The organism is Nonomuraea sp. ZG12, from assembly GCF_052068115.1.
Taxonomy (GTDB): domain Bacteria; phylum Actinomycetota; class Actinomycetes; order Streptosporangiales; family Streptosporangiaceae; genus Nonomuraea.
Map to the genome: position 1 here is coordinate 27,934 of NZ_JBQHCW010000006.1, position 15,792 is coordinate 43,725.

The following is a 15,792-nucleotide window of genomic DNA, read 5'->3' on the forward strand; positions in this document are numbered from 1 at the left end:
TGCCGCCTATCCGACCGGTGCCGGGGCGTCGGCGAAGACCTCGGCCAGGACCTCTCGGTGGGTGGGGAGAGCCGCGTGGTGGCGGGCGCGGCCCTCGTCGGTGATGGAGACGAACACGCCGCGCCGGTCGGAGTCGCAGACGCCGCGGCAGACGAGCTCGGCCTTCTCCAGGCGTGCCACCACCCGCGAGAGCGCGCTCTGGCTCAGGTGCACCTCATCGCAGAGCTCCTGGATGCGCAGCTTCCGGTCGTGGTGGACGATGCGGTCGAGGACCTCGAACTCGCTGGGCCCCAGGCCGTGCCTGGCACCGAGCTCGCGCTCCAGCGCGCACATCGCCTTGGCGTGCTTGGCCAGGACGTAATGCCAGGTGCTGACCACGTACTGCTCGTCCATGGCCGGAGAGTACCACTTAGGTCAAACCGATGCAAGGACATTTAATGCGCTTGCATTAGATGCGAGTGCATGTAATGTTTCCCCTCATGTCCTCTAAACACGGTTCCCGGTGGAGTGCGCTCGCCGTGCTCTGCGCAGTGATCTTTCTTGACGCACTCGACGTGTCGATGGTCGGCATCGCGTTGCCGTCCATCCAGCATGAGCTCGGACTTTCCACCTCCACCCTGCAGTGGGTCGTCAGCGGATATGTGCTCGGATACGGCGGTCTTCTCCTGCTCGGAGGCAGGGTCGCCGATCTGCTCGGGCGACGCAGGGTCTTCCTGGTCGCACTGGCCGTTTTCGCCGTCGCCTCGCTGCTCGGTGGCGTGGTGGACGACGGCGCGCTGCTGATCGCCGCGCGTTTCGTCAAGGGTGTCGCCGCCGCCTTCACCGCGCCCGCCGCCTTGTCGATCATCACCACGACGTTTCCCGAGGGGCCGCAGCGCAACAAGGCGCTGAGCATCTTCACCGCCTCGGGGGCCAGCGGCTACTCGCTCGGCCTGGTGATCTCCGGACTGCTGACCGAGCTCGACTGGCGCTACACGCTGCTGATGCCGGTGCCGGTCGCCGTCATCGCGCTGGTGGCGGCGCTCAGGGTGCTGCCGCGCCCGGTGGAGGAGCGGCCCGAGGGCGGCCACGACCTGCTCGGCGCCGTGCTGGTCACCGCCTCCATGCTGCTGCTGGTCTTCACCGTGGTGCAGGCGCCCGAGGTCGGCTGGGCCTCCCTGCGCACGATCGGCTCGCTGGTCGCCGTCGCCGCCCTGCTCGGGCTGTTCGTGTTCGCCGAGCTCAGGATGAAGCACCCGCTGGTACGGCTCGGCATCCTGCGCTCCGGCCCGCTGGTGCGGGCCAACCTGGGCCTGTTCATCCTCATGGGCTCGTACGTGTCCTTCCAGTTCGTGGCCATGCAGTACTTCCAGAACCTGCTCGGCTGGTCGGCCCTGGGCACCGCGCTGGTGTTCCTGCCCGCGGGCGTGATCGTGGCCCTCAGCTCCACCAGGGTGGGGAACCTCGCCGACCGGTTCGGCACCGGCAAGCTGATCGTCATCGGCGCGGCCTCCCTCGCCGGCGGGTACGCGATGTTCCTCGGCATCAGCGAGACGCCGAGCCTGGGTGGCCTGGTGCTGCCCGGCATGCTCCTGCTGGGCGTCGCGTTCGCGCTGTCGTTCCCGCCGCTGAACATCCAGGCCACCAACGGCGTGGACGACGAGGAGCAGGGCCTGGCCTCCGGGCTGCTCAACACCTCGGGTCAGGTGGGCGGCGCCGTCGTGCTGGCCGTGGTCACCGCCGTGCTCACCTCGGGCGGCGGCGGGCTCTCGATCGGCTCGCTGCGCGCGGCGATCGTGGTCTGCCTGGTGCTCGCCCTGGTCGGCGTCGCGATCTCGGCAACCGGTCTGCGGGTACGTAAGCCCGTGGCCGTCGAGGCCGACGACCTGAAGGCGTACGAAACGGTCTGATCCGTCGACCGGCGGGTTCACATACCGGAGATTCCAGTGCAGAGGCGGGCCCCGCGTGCGCGGGGCCCGCTCCTGTCTCATGTCGATCCGACAACGGGGCGCTTCACGGAAGTGCGAGCGGGCATTCCCCACACATGAACATCGCGCGTCTCGCCCCGCTCGCCTTCTGCGGCGCGCTCCTGCTGTCCTGCGGTACGGCTCAGCCGGACGGGAGCGCGGCGCGCACCACCACCAGCACGTCTTCCCCGTCGCCGGCCGGATCCCCGTCCGGCCCCATGACCAGTCCGCCGGAGGCTTCCGCCCCGGCCAGGACGCCCGCCGGGACCGCGCCCTCGCCGACGGGCACCACGCCGGTGCAGGTCCCGCGCGACGGCATGGTGCCGGCCAGGGTGACGGGCGTCCGCGTCGCCCGGCACGACGGGTTCGACCGGGTGGTCGTCGACTTCGAGGGCGACGTCCCCGGCTACACCGTGCGCTGGAAGAGCAAGGTGGAGACCGAGGGGGCCGGCAAGCCCATCGACCTCGACGGCGGCCAGGCCCTGCACGTCATGCTCATCCCGGCCGAGGCCCACACCGAGGCCGGGGAGCCGACCTGGACGGGCACGTCGGCGGAGCCGCTCACCGCCGTCACCGGCATCGTCTCCACCGGCGACTTCGAAGGGCACGTCGGCATCGCCCTGATCAGCGACCGGACCAGGACCTTCCGGGTGAAGGAGTACACCGGCCCCGACCGCCTGGTCATCGACGTGGGACACTGACCCGGTGGTGAGAAAGCTAGAAGGACCTTCACGGATCCCGGTGCCCGGCGGCAAGCTCATCGACGAGCACGTCGGCCGGGTCAGCAGCGGCGACGAGGCGCTGTCCATCGCCCACATGGTCGCCCCGCCCGGCTGGGAGGAGCCCGCCCAGACACCGGCCTTCACCGAGTACACCGTGGTGCTGCGCGGCACCGTCCTCGTCGAGCACGCCGGGGGCACCACCGAGGTCGCAGCGGGGCAGACCCTGGTGACCGAGCCGGGGGAGAAGGTCCGCTACAGCACCGGCGCCGAGGGCGCCGAATACATCGCCGTCTGCCTGCCCGCCTTCAGCCCCGACACGGCCAACAGAACCTGATCCGTGCCTGACCCGTGGCTGATTCGTGCCTGATCCGCGCCGCATGAGCCAAGGGCGAGCATCCGCCGGCCGGACTCGTATCATGGGCGGATGAGCCCCACCTTTGACGAGATCCGGCGGGCACCCAAGGTCCTGCTCCACGACCATCTCGACGGTGGTCTCCGGGCCGGGACCATCGTGGACCTGGCACGCGAGACCGGCTACGACCGGCTCCCCGCCACCGACCCCGAGAGCCTCCGGGTCTGGTTCGAGGAGGCCGCCGACTCCGGGTCGCTGGAGCGCTACCTGGAGACGTTCGACCACACCGTCGGCGTCATGCAGACCCGCGAGTCCCTGGTCAGGGTGGCGGCCGAGTGCGCCGAGGACCTGGCCGCCGACGGCGTCGTCTACGCCGAGGTGCGCTTCGCGCCCGAGCAGCACACCACGCGCGGCCTCAGCCTCGACGAGGTCGTCCAGGCCGTGCTGGAGGGGTTCGAGCAAGGCTCCGCGGGCCGGGGGATCAGGGTCGGGACCCTGCTGACCGCGATGCGGCACCAGGCGCGTTCGATGGAGATCGCCGAGCTGGCCGTGCGCTACCGCGACGTCGGCGTGGTCGGGTTCGACATCGCGGGGGCCGAGGCGGGCTACCCTCCCACCCGCCATCTGGACGCCTTCGAATACCTCCAGCGGGAGAACGCGCACTTCACCATCCACGCGGGCGAGGCGTTCGGGCTGCCGTCGATCTGGCAGGCCATCCAGTGGTGCGGTGCCGACCGGCTGGGACACGGCGTGCGGATCATCGACGACATCTCGGTGGCCGACGACGGCACCGCCAAGCTGGGCCGGCTGGCCGCCTACGTGCGTGACAAGCGCATCCCCCTGGAGATGTGCCCCACCTCCAACCTGCAGACCGGAGCCGCCGCGTCCATCGCCGAGCACCCGATCGGGCTGCTGCGCCGCCTGCACTTCCGGGTGACGGTCAACACCGACAACCGGCTGATGAGCGGCACCAGCCACTCGCTGGAGTTCGCCAAGCTCGTGGAGGCGTTCGACTACGGGTGGGACGACCTGCAGTGGTTCACGGTCAACGCGATGAAGTCGGCGTTCCTGCCGTTCGACGAGCGGCTCGCGCTGATCAACGGCGTGATCAAGCCAGGGTTCGCGCAGCTCAAGTGGCAGCCGTGAAACAGGTCTACCGATCCAGGGCCGCGCTCGTCCTCGGCTGGATCTGGGTGGCCTTCGTCGCCTTCAACGTCTACGACCTGATCGCCCGCTACAGCGGCAAGCCGTCCATGGTGGCGCTGGCCGTGCTCGGCGTGCTGACCGTGGTGGTCTACGTGATCGCGCTCCGGCCGGCCACCGTGTTCACCGAGGACGGCCTGCTCGGGCGTAACCCGCTGCGCTCGACGTTCGTGCCGTGGGCGTCAGTCGGCGACGTGACGGTCTCCCACTCGATCAACGTCGGCTACGACGACGAGCGGATGCTGCGGCTGTGGACGCCGGTGAGCTCGGCCAGGGAGCGGGCCAAGGCGCAGCGCAGGGGCGCCCCCGTGCCGCGCCGGGGCCGCTACCCGACCGAGCCCACGCTCCCGAAGGCCGAGCAGGCCGCCGCCGAGGCGTTCGCCGGCAAGACGCACGCCGACTGGGTGGGCGAGCAGATCACCGACCGCGCCGAGCGGGCCAAGCTCCGCAAGGAGGAGCCGGGCCCGGCCCGCGTGACCTGGGCGTACGATTCGCTGGCGGCGTTCGCCGCGGCCTGCGCCCTGGTGATCGCCGCCATCGTGGTCGACTGACCCTCGCCCTCGCCGTCACCGCCGTCGGCCTGTGCCGGGCGGCTCCGGTTCTGGCGGCTCAGTTGCGGCGGTTGACGAAGCGGTCCATGCCTGCCTGGGCGATGCCGCTCCGCTCGACCTCGCGGGCGGCCTCGGTCTCCGCCGCGAAGGCGCGCTCCACCTCCTCCAGCGAGGGCCGCAGCAGCTTGAGGTGGACCGCGGTGGCGGTGCCCGGCTCGGTCCAGCGGTGGATCAGGGCGATGGCCCTCGCCACCAGCGCGGTGGGGTCGGCGATCTCGTCCAGGAGGCCCAGCGTCCTGGCCTCGTCCGCGCCCAGCCGGGTGGAGTCCAGGACCAGCCGTAGCGCCCGGCCGCCCACCAGGCGGGGCAGCAGGAGGCTGGCGGCGTTCGAGATGGACAGGCCGATGTGGTTCTCCGGCCAGAAGTACTCCGTGTCCGGTGTGCCGAGGCGGGCGTCGAAGCAGAGCGTCCACTCTGCGGCGCCGCCCACGGCCAGCCCGTTGACCGCCGCGACCACCGGCACCCGGGTCTCCAGCACCGACCGGGTCAGGTCGTGGAAGAGCTCGACCTCCGCCAGGAGCGACTGCCCGACGGCCTCGTTGATGTCCTCTCCGGCGGAGAACGCCCTGCCGGTGCCGGTGACCACGATGCCCCTGGCCCGCTCGCCGTCGCCGTGGTCGCGCACGGCCGCGGCGAGCCGCCTGCGCATGTCGGCGGTCAGCGCGTTGAGCTTCTCCGGCCGGCGCAGGGTGATCACGGCCACCTCGTCGCGCACGGTCACGTCGATCATGTTCGCTCCTCTTCGGCGGCGATGGCCCCGGCGCGCTGGTCACGCCCGGGCGGTAGCAGGTGACGCTTCTCCACGCGCGCCGACGGGGTCAGCGTGAACCCGTCGACGAACTCCACGTAAGCGGGGATCTTGAACCGGGCCAGCCGCCCTCTGGCGTGCTCGATGACGCTCATGGCGGTGTCCCTGCCGGCCTCGTAGCCCGCGTTGAGCTGGATGAACGCCTTGGGCAGCTCGCCGAACAGCTCGTCCGGGATGGGCACCAGGGCGCAGTTCAGCACCGCTGGATGCTCGCCGAGCACTCGCTCGACCTCGGCGCAGGAGATGTTCTCGCCACCCCTGCGCACAGTGTCCTTGATGCGCCCGTGGTGGTGGATGTAGCCGTGCGCGTCCAGGAGGCCCAGGTCGCCGGTGTGGTACCAGCCGCCGCGGAAGGCGTGGGCGGTGGCCTCGGGGTGGTTCCAGTAGCCCTTCATCATCGGCACGCCGCGCACCAGGATCTCGCCCGTCTCCTCCTCGACCCTGACCTCCTTGCCGGGCGGCGGCAGCCCCATCGCGCCGGTGCCGACCGTGTCCCCGGCCTCCGGGGCGGCGATCAGGTCCGTGCCGCTCTCGGTGGAGCCGTAGAGCTCGCGCCAGGGCGCGCCCCACCGCTCCTCGAACGCGCGGTGCAGGCCGGGGGCGATGCCCGAGCACAGCACCAGGCGCATCCGGTTGTCGCGGTCGAGCGGGTGCGGCGGCTGCTTGTGCAGGAGCAGTGGCATCGTGCCGAGCACGTAGGTCAGGGTGGCGCCGTGCTCGCGGGCGGCGGGCCAGAAGCCGGAGGCGGAGAAGCGGGGGAGCACCACCTGGGGGATGCCGCCGATCAGGCAGAGGATGGTGGTCCACTGGGGGTCCATGTAGGAGTACGCCTGGGCGATCATCATGACGTCGTCGTCGCGGAGCCGTATCTGGTCCGCCACGACCTGGGCGGTCCTGAGCCAGTAGGCGTGGGTGAGCATGCAGGCCTTGGGGAAGCCCGTGGTACCCGAGGTGTACTGAAAATTCGCGACATCGTCCGCGTCAGGGGAAATGTCGGGCGCGGTGGCCGCGCCCGCGAGGGTGTCCAGGGTGTAGGCCGGGCCAGGGACGTGTGCGGTGTGCTGTTCGGTCGTCAGGGTGGCCACGGCGCCCGAGTCGCGCAGCACGTGCTCCAGGTCGGCCGCCCGGTAGCGGACGTTGACCGGCACCGTGATCGCCCCGGCCTTGAGGATCGCCAGCCAGCTCAACGGCCAGCCGGGCACGTTCTCCATCATGATCGCCATCCGGTCGCCCGGCCGCACGCCCCTCGCGGCGAGCGCCCCGGCCAGCCGATCGGACTCGGCGTCCACCTCGGCGAAGCTCAGGGACGCCTCGGGGAAACGCAGGAACTCGCGGTCGCCGTACTCGCGGGCGGCATGTCTGAGCAGCTCAGGGACGGTCTCGTGCGAAGGGTCAGGCATCCGGCGGCTCCCAGGGGAAGTCGGGCAGCAGGGAGAGGTCGGCGCTCGCCGTGGGCCGGGCGGGAGCCCGGACCGCAGCCAGCCCGATCGCGACGAACTCGGCGCACACCTGCTCCAGCGAGGAGTCCCCGTCGGGGCGGTACCACTCACTGGTGCCGGTGCACATGGACATCAGGGCCAGGCGGGACAGCTTCTGGTCGGCGACGTGGAAGACGCCTGCCCCGACCCCGTCGGCCAGGGTCCGGCGCCAGTGGTCCTCGTACTCGTCGCGCAGCGCGATGATCTCGTCGTGGGCGGCGGAGCCGGGGGTGAGTGAGCGCAGTTCGCCGTCCATGACGCGGGTGGTCAGGGGGCTGCGGGCGTGGATCGCGGTGAGCGAGGCGATGAGCAGCGCCAGGCGGTCCGGCGGCCGTTCGACGCCGTCGAGCACCCGGGCGGTGGCCTCGATGAGCCCGCGATGCCCTGCCCTCATCAGGTCGGCGAGCAGGTCTTCCTTGCTGGAGACGTGGTGGTAGATGCCGGCGTTGGTCAGGTTGACGGCCCTGGCGAGGTCTCTGATGCTCGTCGCGGCGTAGCCCTGACGGGCGAAGAGCAGCACCGCCGCGGATCTGATCCGCAGCGCCGCGTCGCTGTCCCGGTCGGTGAGAAAGGTGTTCAAGAGGGCCTACCGAACGTTCGGTTGCTCGTGTCAAACGCACCATAACCCGCTGAAGCCGTACAAGCTAGACCTCTAGGGTTGACCCTGACACCGCGTGAGGCCGTACACCTGGAGGAGCGGGTGGCCGAGCCGCAGAGCGAGATCGCGCCGACCTGATGGAGCGTCATGGAGTGGGATGAGCACCGGCCTGAACTGGTCGGATACTGCTATCGCATGCTCGGCTCCGCCTTCGAGGCCGAGGACGCGGTGCAGGAGACGCTGGTCAAGGCCTGGCGCAGCCGCGACCGCTATGACCCCGTACGCGGGTCCGCGCGGTCCTGGCTCTTCGGCATCGCCACCAACGTCTGCCTGGACCTGCTCCGCGGCGCCCGCCGCCGGGCCCGCGCCATGGACCTGAGCCCGGCCGCCGAGCCCGGCGCGCCGCTGGGGCAGCCGGTGGAGGTGAGCGCCTGGGTCCACCCGCTGCCGGACCACCTGCTGGACCCGGCCGAGCTGGCGGTGTCGAGGGAGAGCGTACGGCTCGCGTTCGTGGCGGCACTGCAGCACCTGCCACCGCGCCAGCGCGCGGTGCTGATCCTGCGCGACGTGCTGACCTGGTCGGCGGCCGAGGTGGCGGCGCTCCTGGACACCAGCGTGGCGGCCGTCAACAGCGCCCTGCAACGAGCCAGAACCACCCTGCCCACCACTACCACGGCCTTTGCCTCCGCCCCCGTCGCTGACGTCGATGAGGAGCTGCTGGCCCGCTATGTGGACGCGTTCGAGCGGTTCGACGTGGCGGCGCTGGTGGCGTTGCTGCACGAGGACGCCACGATGTCGATGCCGCCGTTCACCTGGTGGCTGAGCGGGCGCGACAGCATCCGCCGCGTCCTGGCCGCCTCGGGGGCGCCGTGCGACGGCTCCCATCTCGTACGGACCGGCGACGCCAACGGCCTGCCCGCGTACGGCCAGTACCAGGACGGCGAGCCCTTCGCCCTGGTGCTCATCGAAACCGGCGGCGGGTTCATCACCAGCGTGACCACCTACCTGGAGCCCCGTCTCTTCCCACTTTTCGGCCTACCGATGAGTTCCAGCGCCCCGCTCCGTACATAGGAGTGAAAGGGAGGACAACATGCCACAGATCATCGAATTCCCGGAGCGCTACTACGTCGGGATCCGCGCGACCATCACCATGACGACCTTCGGCGTGGTCGCCGACCGGCTGGGTGAGATCTTCGCCTGGCTGGCCGAGCAGGGCGTCGCCCCGGACGGCGGGCCGTTCTTCCGCTTCCTGGTCATCGACATGGAAGGGGACCTGCTGGTCGAGGCGGGGGTCCCGGTCGCGGCCCCGATGGACGGCGAGGGTGACATCTTCGCCGGCGTCGTCCCGGCCGGTCGCTACGTCACCGAGACCCACGTCGGCCACCCGGACCAGCTCGTCGGCGTCATCGACGCGGTGCGCGGCTGGGCGGCCGAGCAGGGGCTGGCGTTCGACATGACGACGGAGGCGGACGGCGAGCACTGGGGCAGCCGCCTGGAGATCTACAAGACCCACCCGGAGGAGCAGCCGGACATGAACAAGTGGGAGATCGAGATCCAGTTCCGCCTGGCCTAGCCCGACGGTCTTGGCGCTCTCAGATCTTGATGGGACCAAATCTGGTAGGTCAAGATTCGGACCTACCAGATTTGGTCCCATCGCCCGGTGTCGGTCTCATCTGTGAGACCAACAGGAGCAGTTGGTCTCACAGGCCGGATTTCGCGGTCCTTGCTCGGACTTTGGTCTCATCGATGAGACCAAAGTCCTAACGCCACGCGTCAATCAGCTCTTCGGGGGTGACGTGCCTGACGCCCTGGACGGTGCATCCCGAGCGGGAGACGGCATACAGCGGGGTGGAGGTGTCGGCGCCGGGCATCTTGGACTGGTGCACGATGAGTTCGCGCATGTCGTGGTCGTCGAACGGCCGGTTCTCCAGCCACTTGATCGACCCCAGCATGGTGATCTTCTTGGCGATCGGCTCCCGATCCGCGCCGACCAGGTCGATCTCGGGGTCGTTCGTCCTCGTCCAGTAACCTCCGATGGCGCCCGTCCCCTCGTGAAGGTCCATGCGGCGCAGCGACTCACGGACGACGGGCTCCACCGCGGTTCCCCGCCACGCGGTCCAGGACCGTTTCAGGCGCCGCAGCGCCAGGTCGCCACGGCCGCGATCGATTTCGGCTGTCCCCGGTTCGATGAAGGACAGCCAGAACCGCAGATGGGTGTCCGCGATGTGATAGCGGGTCTCCTTGGAGGGCTTGGCGGACAGCGGGAGCTCGGCTGTGACCGTGCGCTTCTCCAGGAGAATCTGCAGGGCGCGCTTGACGGAGGTGGTCGGCATCCCGCCCGATGCCCGTACGATCGACGAGAACGTACGCTGCCCCGAACCGATGGCCTTCAGCAGGACCCGCGCCTGTGCTTCTGGCGGAAACTCCGCGGCCATGGCGCGCTCCCCGCTCACGATCAGCGCCGCCGTGGAGTCGAGGAGGGCGTCGTCGAGGTAGTCCCAGACGGTGGCGCCGACGGGCCATTCGTCGAGGATCATGGGCAGCCCGCCCGTGACGAGATAGGCGTCGAAGGCCTCCGGCGCCGACAGACTCAGTCGTGTGGCCACGTCGCCCGGGGTGAGGGGGTTGACCACCATCTCCGATGCCCGCATGTAGAAGGGCCGGTCGTACTGGTTGATCGCTTCCATGATCGACAGGTCAGAGCCGATCAGGATGAGCAGGACCGGCCGACGGGAGAACTCCCGGTCGAAGAGGCGTTGCAGCTTGCCTTCCAGGTACGGATCCTCGCTGATCATGAAGGGCAGTTCGTCGATGACGATGATGCTCGGCGAGTCCTGCGGTATGGCCTGGGCCAGGAGCCGTAGCGCGCTGTCCCAGGAGGCCGTGGTCAGCTCGGTGAAGAGCGCCGCGCCGGGTAGGTCGGAGACGGCGGCGTCCTCGGTGAAGCGTTCGAGCTGGTCGGCGAGTGACTCCTGGGCCGCGGTGTAGAAGAAGGACGGGACTCCTGATCTGGCGATGAACTCCTCGGCCAGCCGTGACTTGCCCACCCGTCGGCGGCCACGCAGCAGGATGGCGCGTCCCGGCCGGTCCCCAGTCCCCACTCTGCCGAAGAAGCGTCCGAGCGACGCCAACTCACGCTCTCGCCCGATGAACATGCCGCCTCCTGATAGGACCAAATCTGGACCGTCCAAATATGATGGGTCCAAACGTGGTCCTATTCTAGGATGGCCGATGTTCGTGCGGCCGCCACTCCGGTGAGAAGGCTAAAGTCCGAGCACCGCGCTCAGATCGGCCTTCAGTGCGTCCAGCTCGCCGGTCGCCTCGGCGCGGGCGTCGGCCACCTCGCCCGTCACCGGCACCACCACCTCCAGATAGCACTTGAGCTTCGGCTCCGTGCCCGACGGCCGGACCACCACGCGGGCGTCGCCCGACAGCGTGAAGCGCAGCCCCTCGGTGGGCGGCAGGTCGCCGTCGTCCCTGCTCAGGTCGTCGACGCGGGTCACCGTACGGGTGCCGAGCGTGGTGGGTGGGGTGGCGCGCAGCCGGGACATCGCGTCGGCGATCAGCGACACGTCGTCCACGCGGGCCGCAAGCTGCGCGGTGGCGTGCAGGCCGTACCGTCTGGCCTGGTCGTCCAGGAGGTCGAGCAGCGTGCGGCCGGCCAGTTTGGCGGCGGCGGCGATGGCCGCCACGGTGAGCGCGGCCCCGATGCCGTCCTTGTCGCGGACCGGGAGGTAGGGCGCGGCGATCTCCGGGAAGGAGTCGCCGTCCTCGGGCGCCGGGTGGGTCGTGCCGACGCTGTAGCCGATCGCCTCCTCGTAGCCGAAGACCAGGCCGGGGCCCGCTTTGATGATCCATTTAAAGCCGGTGAGCGTCTCGCCGTAGCGGACGCCGTGCGCGCGGGCGATCTTGCCCAGCAGGGTCGAGGAGACGATCGTGGTGGCCACCATGCGGTCGCCCGACGTGTGCGTGATGACGTGCTCGGCCAGCAGGCCGCCGATCTCGTCGCCGGTGAGCATGCGGCAGCTGCCGTCGCCGAGCGGGACGCCGACCGCGCACCGGTCGGCGTCGGGGTCGTTGGCCAGCACCAGGTCGGCCCCGGTCTTGGCGGCCAGCTCGATGGCCAGGTCCATCGCCCCTGGCTCCTCCGGGTTGGGGAAGGCCACCGTGGGGAAGTCCGGGTCGGGGTTGCGCTGCGCCTCGACGGCCATCGGGGTCTCGAAGCCGGCGGCCAGGAAGGCGCCCGTCAGCGTGCCGGAGCCGACGCCGTGCAGCGGCGTGTAGGCGACCCGCAGCTCGCGCGCGTCGCCCAGGGGCAGCGCGATCACCGCGTCGATGTAGTCGTCGACGATGGAGTCGGCCAGCTCGGTGAGCGTGCCGGGGGAGTGCAGGGGGAGGCGGTCGACCGGGCCGACCGCGTCGATCGCGGTGGAGATCCGGCTGTCGATCGGCGGCACGATCTGGGAGCCGTCGCCCCAGTAGACCTTGTAGCCGTTGTCCCTGGGCGGGTTGTGGCTGGCGGTGACCGTCACGCCGGCGTCGGCCCCGAGGTGGCGCACCGCGAAGGCCAGCACGGGCGTGGGCAGCGGGCCGGGCAGCAGCGAGGCGTGCAGGCCCGCGCCGGTCAGCACGGCGGCCGTGTCCCGGGCGAACACGTCGGACTTGTGCCGCGCGTCGTAGCCGATCACGACGTGCTTGCCGGGGCCGAGCACCTCGGCCAGGCCGGCGGCGGCGCGCATCACGGTGACCCGGTTCATCCGGTTGGGGCCCGCGCCCAGCTCGCCGCGCAGCCCGGCGGTGCCGAACTCCAGCTTGGCGCCGAACCGCTCCCGCAACGCCTCGGTGTCGTCACGCTCCAGCAGGGCCGACAGCTCGGCCCGGGTGTCGGGGTCGGGGTCCTGGCTCAACCACGCGCGGGCCTGCTCGTGAAGGCTCACAGCCGATCGACCACCTTGGCGAGCAGCACGCCCATGCGGGTGGCGGTGGCGCGGCCGACCTCCAGGACCTCCTCGTGGTTGAGCGGCTCGCCGGACAGCCCGGCGGCCGGGTTGGTGACCAGGGAGACGCCGAGCACGTCCAGGCCGGCCTCGCGGGCGGCGATCGCCTCCAGCACGGTGGACATGCCGATCAGGTCGCCGCCGAGCGTGCGCAGCATGCGGATCTCGGCGGGCGTCTCGTAGGTGGGGCCGCGGAAGGCGACGTAGACGCCCTCGGTCAGGCTCGGGTCGACCTCCCGCGCGAGCTCGCGCAGGCGCTTGGAGTAGACCTCGGTGAGGTCGATGAACGTGGTGCCGGTGATCGGGTTCGCGCCGGTCAGGTTGATGTGGTCACTGATCAGGACCGGGTCGCCGACCTCCTGCGTCTCCGGCCGCAGCCCGCCCGCCGCGTTGGTCAGCACGACCGTACGGACACCCGCCGCGGCGGCGGTGCGCACGCCGTGCACGACCGAGTCGACGCCGCGGCCTTCGTACAGGTGGCTGCGCCCGAGCAGCACCAGCGCGTGGCGGCCCGCCGGAGTCCGGACGACGCGGATCTTGCCGCCGTGCCCGGCCACCGCCGGCGCCCGGAAGCCGGGCAGGTCGGTGAACGGGATCTCGGCCACCACCTGCCCGATCGCGTCCGCGGCCGGCACCCAGCCGGACCCCATCACGAGGGCCACGTCGAAGGTGTCGAGCCCGGCGGCGGCCTTCAGCGCCGCGGCCGCCTCGCCGGCAAGGGTGTACGGATCTATGCTCACGATCAGTAGTTTAGGAGCAGCCTGTCCAGCACCCGCACGCCGAATCGCAGGGCCTCCACCGGCACCCGCTCGTCCACCCCGTGGAACATCGAGGCGAAGTCCATGTCGGCGGGCAGCCGCAGCGGCACGAACCCGAACCCGCGCACCCCCAGGTCGGCGAAGAACGTCTTGTTGTCGGTCCCGCCCGACATGCAGTAGGGCACCGCCCGCGCCGTCGGGTCCTCGGCCTTGAGCGCCTCGATCATCGACTCGACCAGCGCCCCGTCGAACGAGGTCTCCAGCGCGATGTCGTGGTGCACGAACTCGCGGCGCACCTTGGGCCCGATCAGCGAGTCGACCGTCTTGAAGAACTCCTCCTCGTGACCCGGCAGGAAGCGGCCGTCGACGACGGCGGTGGCCTGACCGGGGATGACGTTCGACTTGTAGCCCGCGCCGAGCTGGGTCGGGTTGGTGGTGTGGCTGAGCGTGGCGCCGACGAAACGGACCAGCGGCCCGATTCTGTCCAGGATGGGCGCGGGGTCGTTCTCGTCGAAGGGCAGCCCGAACGCGTCGGCGGTCTCGCTGAGGAAGCGGCGCACGGTCGGGGTGAGCGTGATGGGCCACTCATGGGCGCCGATCCGGGCGACGGCCTTGGCCACCTCGGTGACGGCGTTGTCGGAGTTGAGCATGGAGCCGTGCCCGGCGGTGCCGTCGGCGACCAGCTTCATCCAGGCCAGGCCCTTCTGGGCCGTCTCGATCAGGTAGAGCCGCAGCGACGGGTCCACTTCCAGCGAGTAGCCGCCGACCTCGCTGATCGCCTCGGTGACGCCCTCGAACAGCTCGGGGTGGTTCCTGGACAGGTACTTGGCGCCGTGGACGCCGCCCGCCTCCTCGTCGGCGACCCAGGCGAAGACCAGGTCCCGGCGCGGCCTGCGGCCGTCCCGGGTGAGCTGGCGGACCAGCGCCAGCATCATCGCGTCCATGTCCTTCATGTCGACCGCGCCGCGACCCCAGATGTAGCCGTCGCGCACCTCACCGGCGAACGGGTCGACGGTCCAGTCGGCGGCGTTGGCGGGCACCACGTCGAGGTGGCCGTGGACGAGCAGCGCGGGCAGCGACGGGTCGGTGCCCTCGATCCGGGTGATCACGTTGCCGCGGCCGGGCTCGCTCTCGATGTAGGTGGCGTCGATGCCGACCTCGGCCAGCCTGGCCATGACGACCTCGGCGGCGGCGCGCTCACCGGGGCCGCTGCCGTCCCCGTAGTTGCTGCTGTCGACCTTGATGAGCTCCACGCAGAGGTCGGCGACTTCGTTCTCGGCGGTAGGGGTCATGGTGTCTTCTCCAGGGTGAGCAGGCCGGACTTGTGTAGATAGCCGCGTTTGTAGGCGCGGGTGATGAGTGTGACATTGACGTCGGTGACCTCGTCGAGCAAGCCGACCACGCCTGAGAGGAAACGGTAGAGGTCCTCCTCATGGGCGGTGGCCACCTGGACGATCAGACCATGGGTGCCCGTGGTGGCGGCGCAGTAGCGCACGTTCGGGTGCGCGGCCAGCCGCTGGCCGACCCGGTCCAGGCCGTTCGGGCGGACCTTGAGCCAGAGCTGGGCCTCCACCTCCAGGCCGATCAGCGCCGGCTCGATCTCCGCCCGGAGCAGCAGCAGCCGCCGGTCGAGGAGTGAGGTGACCCGCCTGCGCGCGGTCGGCAGCGACAGCTCCAGCCGCTCGGCGATGGCGGTGAAGGCGATCCGCCCGTCGGCGGCCAGCAGCTCGGCGATTTCCTCCTCCAGCGGTGACAGCCCGTCAACGTCCGGCAGGGGACCGCCCGGCGGCGCCGGCCGCAGCTCGGCCGCCTCCTGCTCGGTGAGGTACGGCGCGTGCCACTCCGCGACCGTCCTGAAGGTGTGCAGGACGACCTGGGTCTGCGTCTGCCCGACCCCGTCGATCCCGCTGATCTGCGTGGACAGGATGTCGTGCAGCCTGTCCCGGGAGGGGGAGACGAGCTCGCACCCGACGTCGGTGGCACCCGTCAGGGCGTAGACCGAGCGGGTGTCGCGCCGGTCGGCGAGGGCCCGGGCCACGCTCGCGGCGGTGCCCGGGCGTACCCGCACATGGAGGTGGACAGGGCGGCCGTGTCCGGAGCGGAGGTCGTCGTGGATGGCGGTGACCCGCACGAAGCCGTCGGCGATCAGCCGCTGCAGGCGGCGCGCGACGGTGCGCTCGTGCTCGCCGACCGCGCGGCCGATCTCGCCCCACGACGCGCGGGGGCTGACCTGGAGGGCGGCGACCAGCCGCCGGTCGAGAACGTCCAAGAAGAGCCGCTTCCGTGTCGGGTTCGTCAAAATGTGGCTAGATATTTGAC

At 70.6% G+C, this 15,792-nt stretch carries 16 protein-coding genes; 7 read left to right on the forward strand and 9 right to left on the reverse strand.

The window, feature by feature from the left end; all coding sequences use genetic code 11:
* Positions 1–6 precede the first annotated feature (6 nt).
* The gene (locus tag ACTMTF_RS18770; protein WP_397008185.1) at positions 7–393 is read right to left on the reverse strand and encodes a MarR family winged helix-turn-helix transcriptional regulator; all 387 of its coding nucleotides are present in this window, start codon (positions 391–393) and stop codon (positions 7–9) included.
* A gap of 137 nt (positions 394–530) precedes the next feature.
* Between ACTMTF_RS18770 and ACTMTF_RS18775 the strand changes: the two genes are divergently transcribed.
* From ACTMTF_RS18775 to ACTMTF_RS18795, 5 genes are all read left to right on the forward strand, one after another.
* Positions 531–1,889: an MFS transporter gene (locus ACTMTF_RS18775; protein ID WP_441111845.1), complete on the forward strand. Its 1,359-nt coding sequence runs from the start codon at positions 531–533 to the stop codon at positions 1,887–1,889.
* A gap of 134 nt (positions 1,890–2,023) precedes the next feature.
* Complete coding sequence (locus tag ACTMTF_RS18780) at positions 2,024–2,647, forward strand: AMIN-like domain-containing (lipo)protein (RefSeq protein ID WP_441111846.1); 624 nt, start codon at positions 2,024–2,026, stop codon at positions 2,645–2,647.
* 4 nt (positions 2,648–2,651) lie between these two features.
* Positions 2,652–3,002: a cupin domain-containing protein gene (locus ACTMTF_RS18785; protein ID WP_441111847.1), complete on the forward strand. Its 351-nt coding sequence runs from the start codon at positions 2,652–2,654 to the stop codon at positions 3,000–3,002.
* Positions 3,003–3,092: 90 nt separating this feature from the next.
* Positions 3,093–4,166: an adenosine deaminase gene (locus tag ACTMTF_RS18790; protein ID WP_397008193.1), complete on the forward strand. Its 1,074-nt coding sequence runs from the start codon at positions 3,093–3,095 to the stop codon at positions 4,164–4,166.
* On the forward strand, positions 4,163–4,774 hold the full coding sequence (locus ACTMTF_RS18795; protein ID WP_441111848.1) for a hypothetical protein: 612 nt from the start codon (positions 4,163–4,165) through the stop codon (positions 4,772–4,774). The genes ACTMTF_RS18790 and ACTMTF_RS18795 overlap by 4 nt, the downstream gene beginning before the upstream one ends.
* 58 nt (positions 4,775–4,832) lie before the next feature.
* Here ACTMTF_RS18795 and ACTMTF_RS18800 read toward each other — a convergent pair whose 3' ends face one another.
* From ACTMTF_RS18800 to ACTMTF_RS18810, 3 genes are read right to left on the reverse strand one after another with little or no spacing between them, the layout of a single operon-like run.
* Positions 4,833–5,564 (reverse strand): enoyl-CoA hydratase/isomerase family protein, encoded by a 732-nt coding sequence (locus ACTMTF_RS18800; protein ID WP_441111849.1) that lies wholly within the window; start codon positions 5,562–5,564, stop codon positions 4,833–4,835.
* Complete coding sequence (locus ACTMTF_RS18805; RefSeq protein ID WP_441111850.1) at positions 5,561–7,042, reverse strand: AMP-binding protein; 1,482 nt, start codon at positions 7,040–7,042, stop codon at positions 5,561–5,563. The genes ACTMTF_RS18800 and ACTMTF_RS18805 overlap by 4 nt, the downstream gene beginning before the upstream one ends.
* On the reverse strand, positions 7,035–7,700 hold the full coding sequence (locus tag ACTMTF_RS18810) for a TetR/AcrR family transcriptional regulator (RefSeq protein WP_441111851.1): 666 nt from the start codon (positions 7,698–7,700) through the stop codon (positions 7,035–7,037). The genes ACTMTF_RS18805 and ACTMTF_RS18810 overlap by 8 nt, the downstream gene beginning before the upstream one ends.
* 165 nt (positions 7,701–7,865) lie before the next feature.
* On the opposite strand from ACTMTF_RS18810, the gene ACTMTF_RS18815 reads away from it, so the two are divergent.
* Entirely contained in the window at positions 7,866–8,789 is a 924-nt protein-coding gene (locus ACTMTF_RS18815; RefSeq protein ID WP_441111852.1) for an RNA polymerase subunit sigma-70, read from the forward strand.
* A 19-nt stretch (positions 8,790–8,808) separates the two neighbouring features.
* Positions 8,809–9,291, forward strand: coding sequence for a GyrI-like domain-containing protein (locus ACTMTF_RS18820; protein ID WP_441111853.1), 483 nt, complete (start codon positions 8,809–8,811; stop codon positions 9,289–9,291).
* A 187-nt stretch (positions 9,292–9,478) separates the two neighbouring features.
* Here the strand turns inward: ACTMTF_RS18820 and ACTMTF_RS18825 are convergent, their stop codons facing one another.
* The 5 genes from ACTMTF_RS18825 to ACTMTF_RS18845 all read right to left on the reverse strand — a co-directional run bounded on the left by ACTMTF_RS18825 (position 9,479) and on the right by ACTMTF_RS18845 (position 15,742).
* Complete coding sequence (locus ACTMTF_RS18825; protein WP_441111854.1) at positions 9,479–10,873, reverse strand: ATP-binding protein; 1,395 nt, start codon at positions 10,871–10,873, stop codon at positions 9,479–9,481.
* 108 nt (positions 10,874–10,981) lie between these two features.
* Positions 10,982–12,655, reverse strand: coding sequence for a phospho-sugar mutase (locus ACTMTF_RS18830; protein WP_441111855.1), 1,674 nt, complete (start codon positions 12,653–12,655; stop codon positions 10,982–10,984).
* A complete protein-coding gene (locus tag ACTMTF_RS18835) occupies positions 12,652–13,455 on the reverse strand; it encodes a purine-nucleoside phosphorylase (RefSeq protein WP_397008213.1) in 804 nt (267 codons plus the stop codon). Before ACTMTF_RS18835 ends, ACTMTF_RS18830 begins: the two co-directional genes overlap by 4 nt.
* Before the next feature lie 2 nt (positions 13,456–13,457).
* Positions 13,458–14,765, reverse strand: a complete 1,308-nt coding sequence (locus ACTMTF_RS18840) for a M20/M25/M40 family metallo-hydrolase (RefSeq protein WP_397008215.1) — start codon at positions 14,763–14,765, stop codon at positions 13,458–13,460.
* Entirely contained in the window at positions 14,762–15,742 is a 981-nt protein-coding gene (locus ACTMTF_RS18845) for an Lrp/AsnC family transcriptional regulator (RefSeq protein ID WP_397008217.1), read from the reverse strand. The genes ACTMTF_RS18840 and ACTMTF_RS18845 overlap by 4 nt, the downstream gene beginning before the upstream one ends.
* Positions 15,743–15,792: the final 50 nt, after the last annotated feature.

Bases quoted from the DNA above. Each gene is read 5' to 3' on its own strand.
- ACTMTF_RS18770 (WP_397008185.1), bottom strand. From the start codon at position 393: ATGGACGAGCAGTACGTGGTCAGCACCTGGCATTACGTCCTGGCCAAG.
- ACTMTF_RS18780 (WP_441111846.1), top strand. From the start codon at position 2,024: ATGAACATCGCGCGTCTCGCCCCGCTCGCCTTCTGCGGCGCGCTCCTG.
- ACTMTF_RS18790 (WP_397008193.1), top strand. From the start codon at position 3,093: ATGAGCCCCACCTTTGACGAGATCCGGCGGGCACCCAAGGTCCTGCTC.
- ACTMTF_RS18800 (WP_441111849.1), bottom strand. From the start codon at position 5,564: ATGATCGACGTGACCGTGCGCGACGAGGTGGCCGTGATCACCCTGCGC.
- ACTMTF_RS18805 (WP_441111850.1), bottom strand. From the start codon at position 7,042: ATGCCTGACCCTTCGCACGAGACCGTCCCTGAGCTGCTCAGACATGCC.
- ACTMTF_RS18815 (WP_441111852.1), top strand. From the start codon at position 7,866: ATGGAGTGGGATGAGCACCGGCCTGAACTGGTCGGATACTGCTATCGC.
- ACTMTF_RS18820 (WP_441111853.1), top strand. From the start codon at position 8,809: ATGCCACAGATCATCGAATTCCCGGAGCGCTACTACGTCGGGATCCGC.
- ACTMTF_RS18825 (WP_441111854.1), bottom strand. From the start codon at position 10,873: ATGTTCATCGGGCGAGAGCGTGAGTTGGCGTCGCTCGGACGCTTCTTC.
- ACTMTF_RS18840 (WP_397008215.1), bottom strand. From the start codon at position 14,765: ATGACCCCTACCGCCGAGAACGAAGTCGCCGACCTCTGCGTGGAGCTC.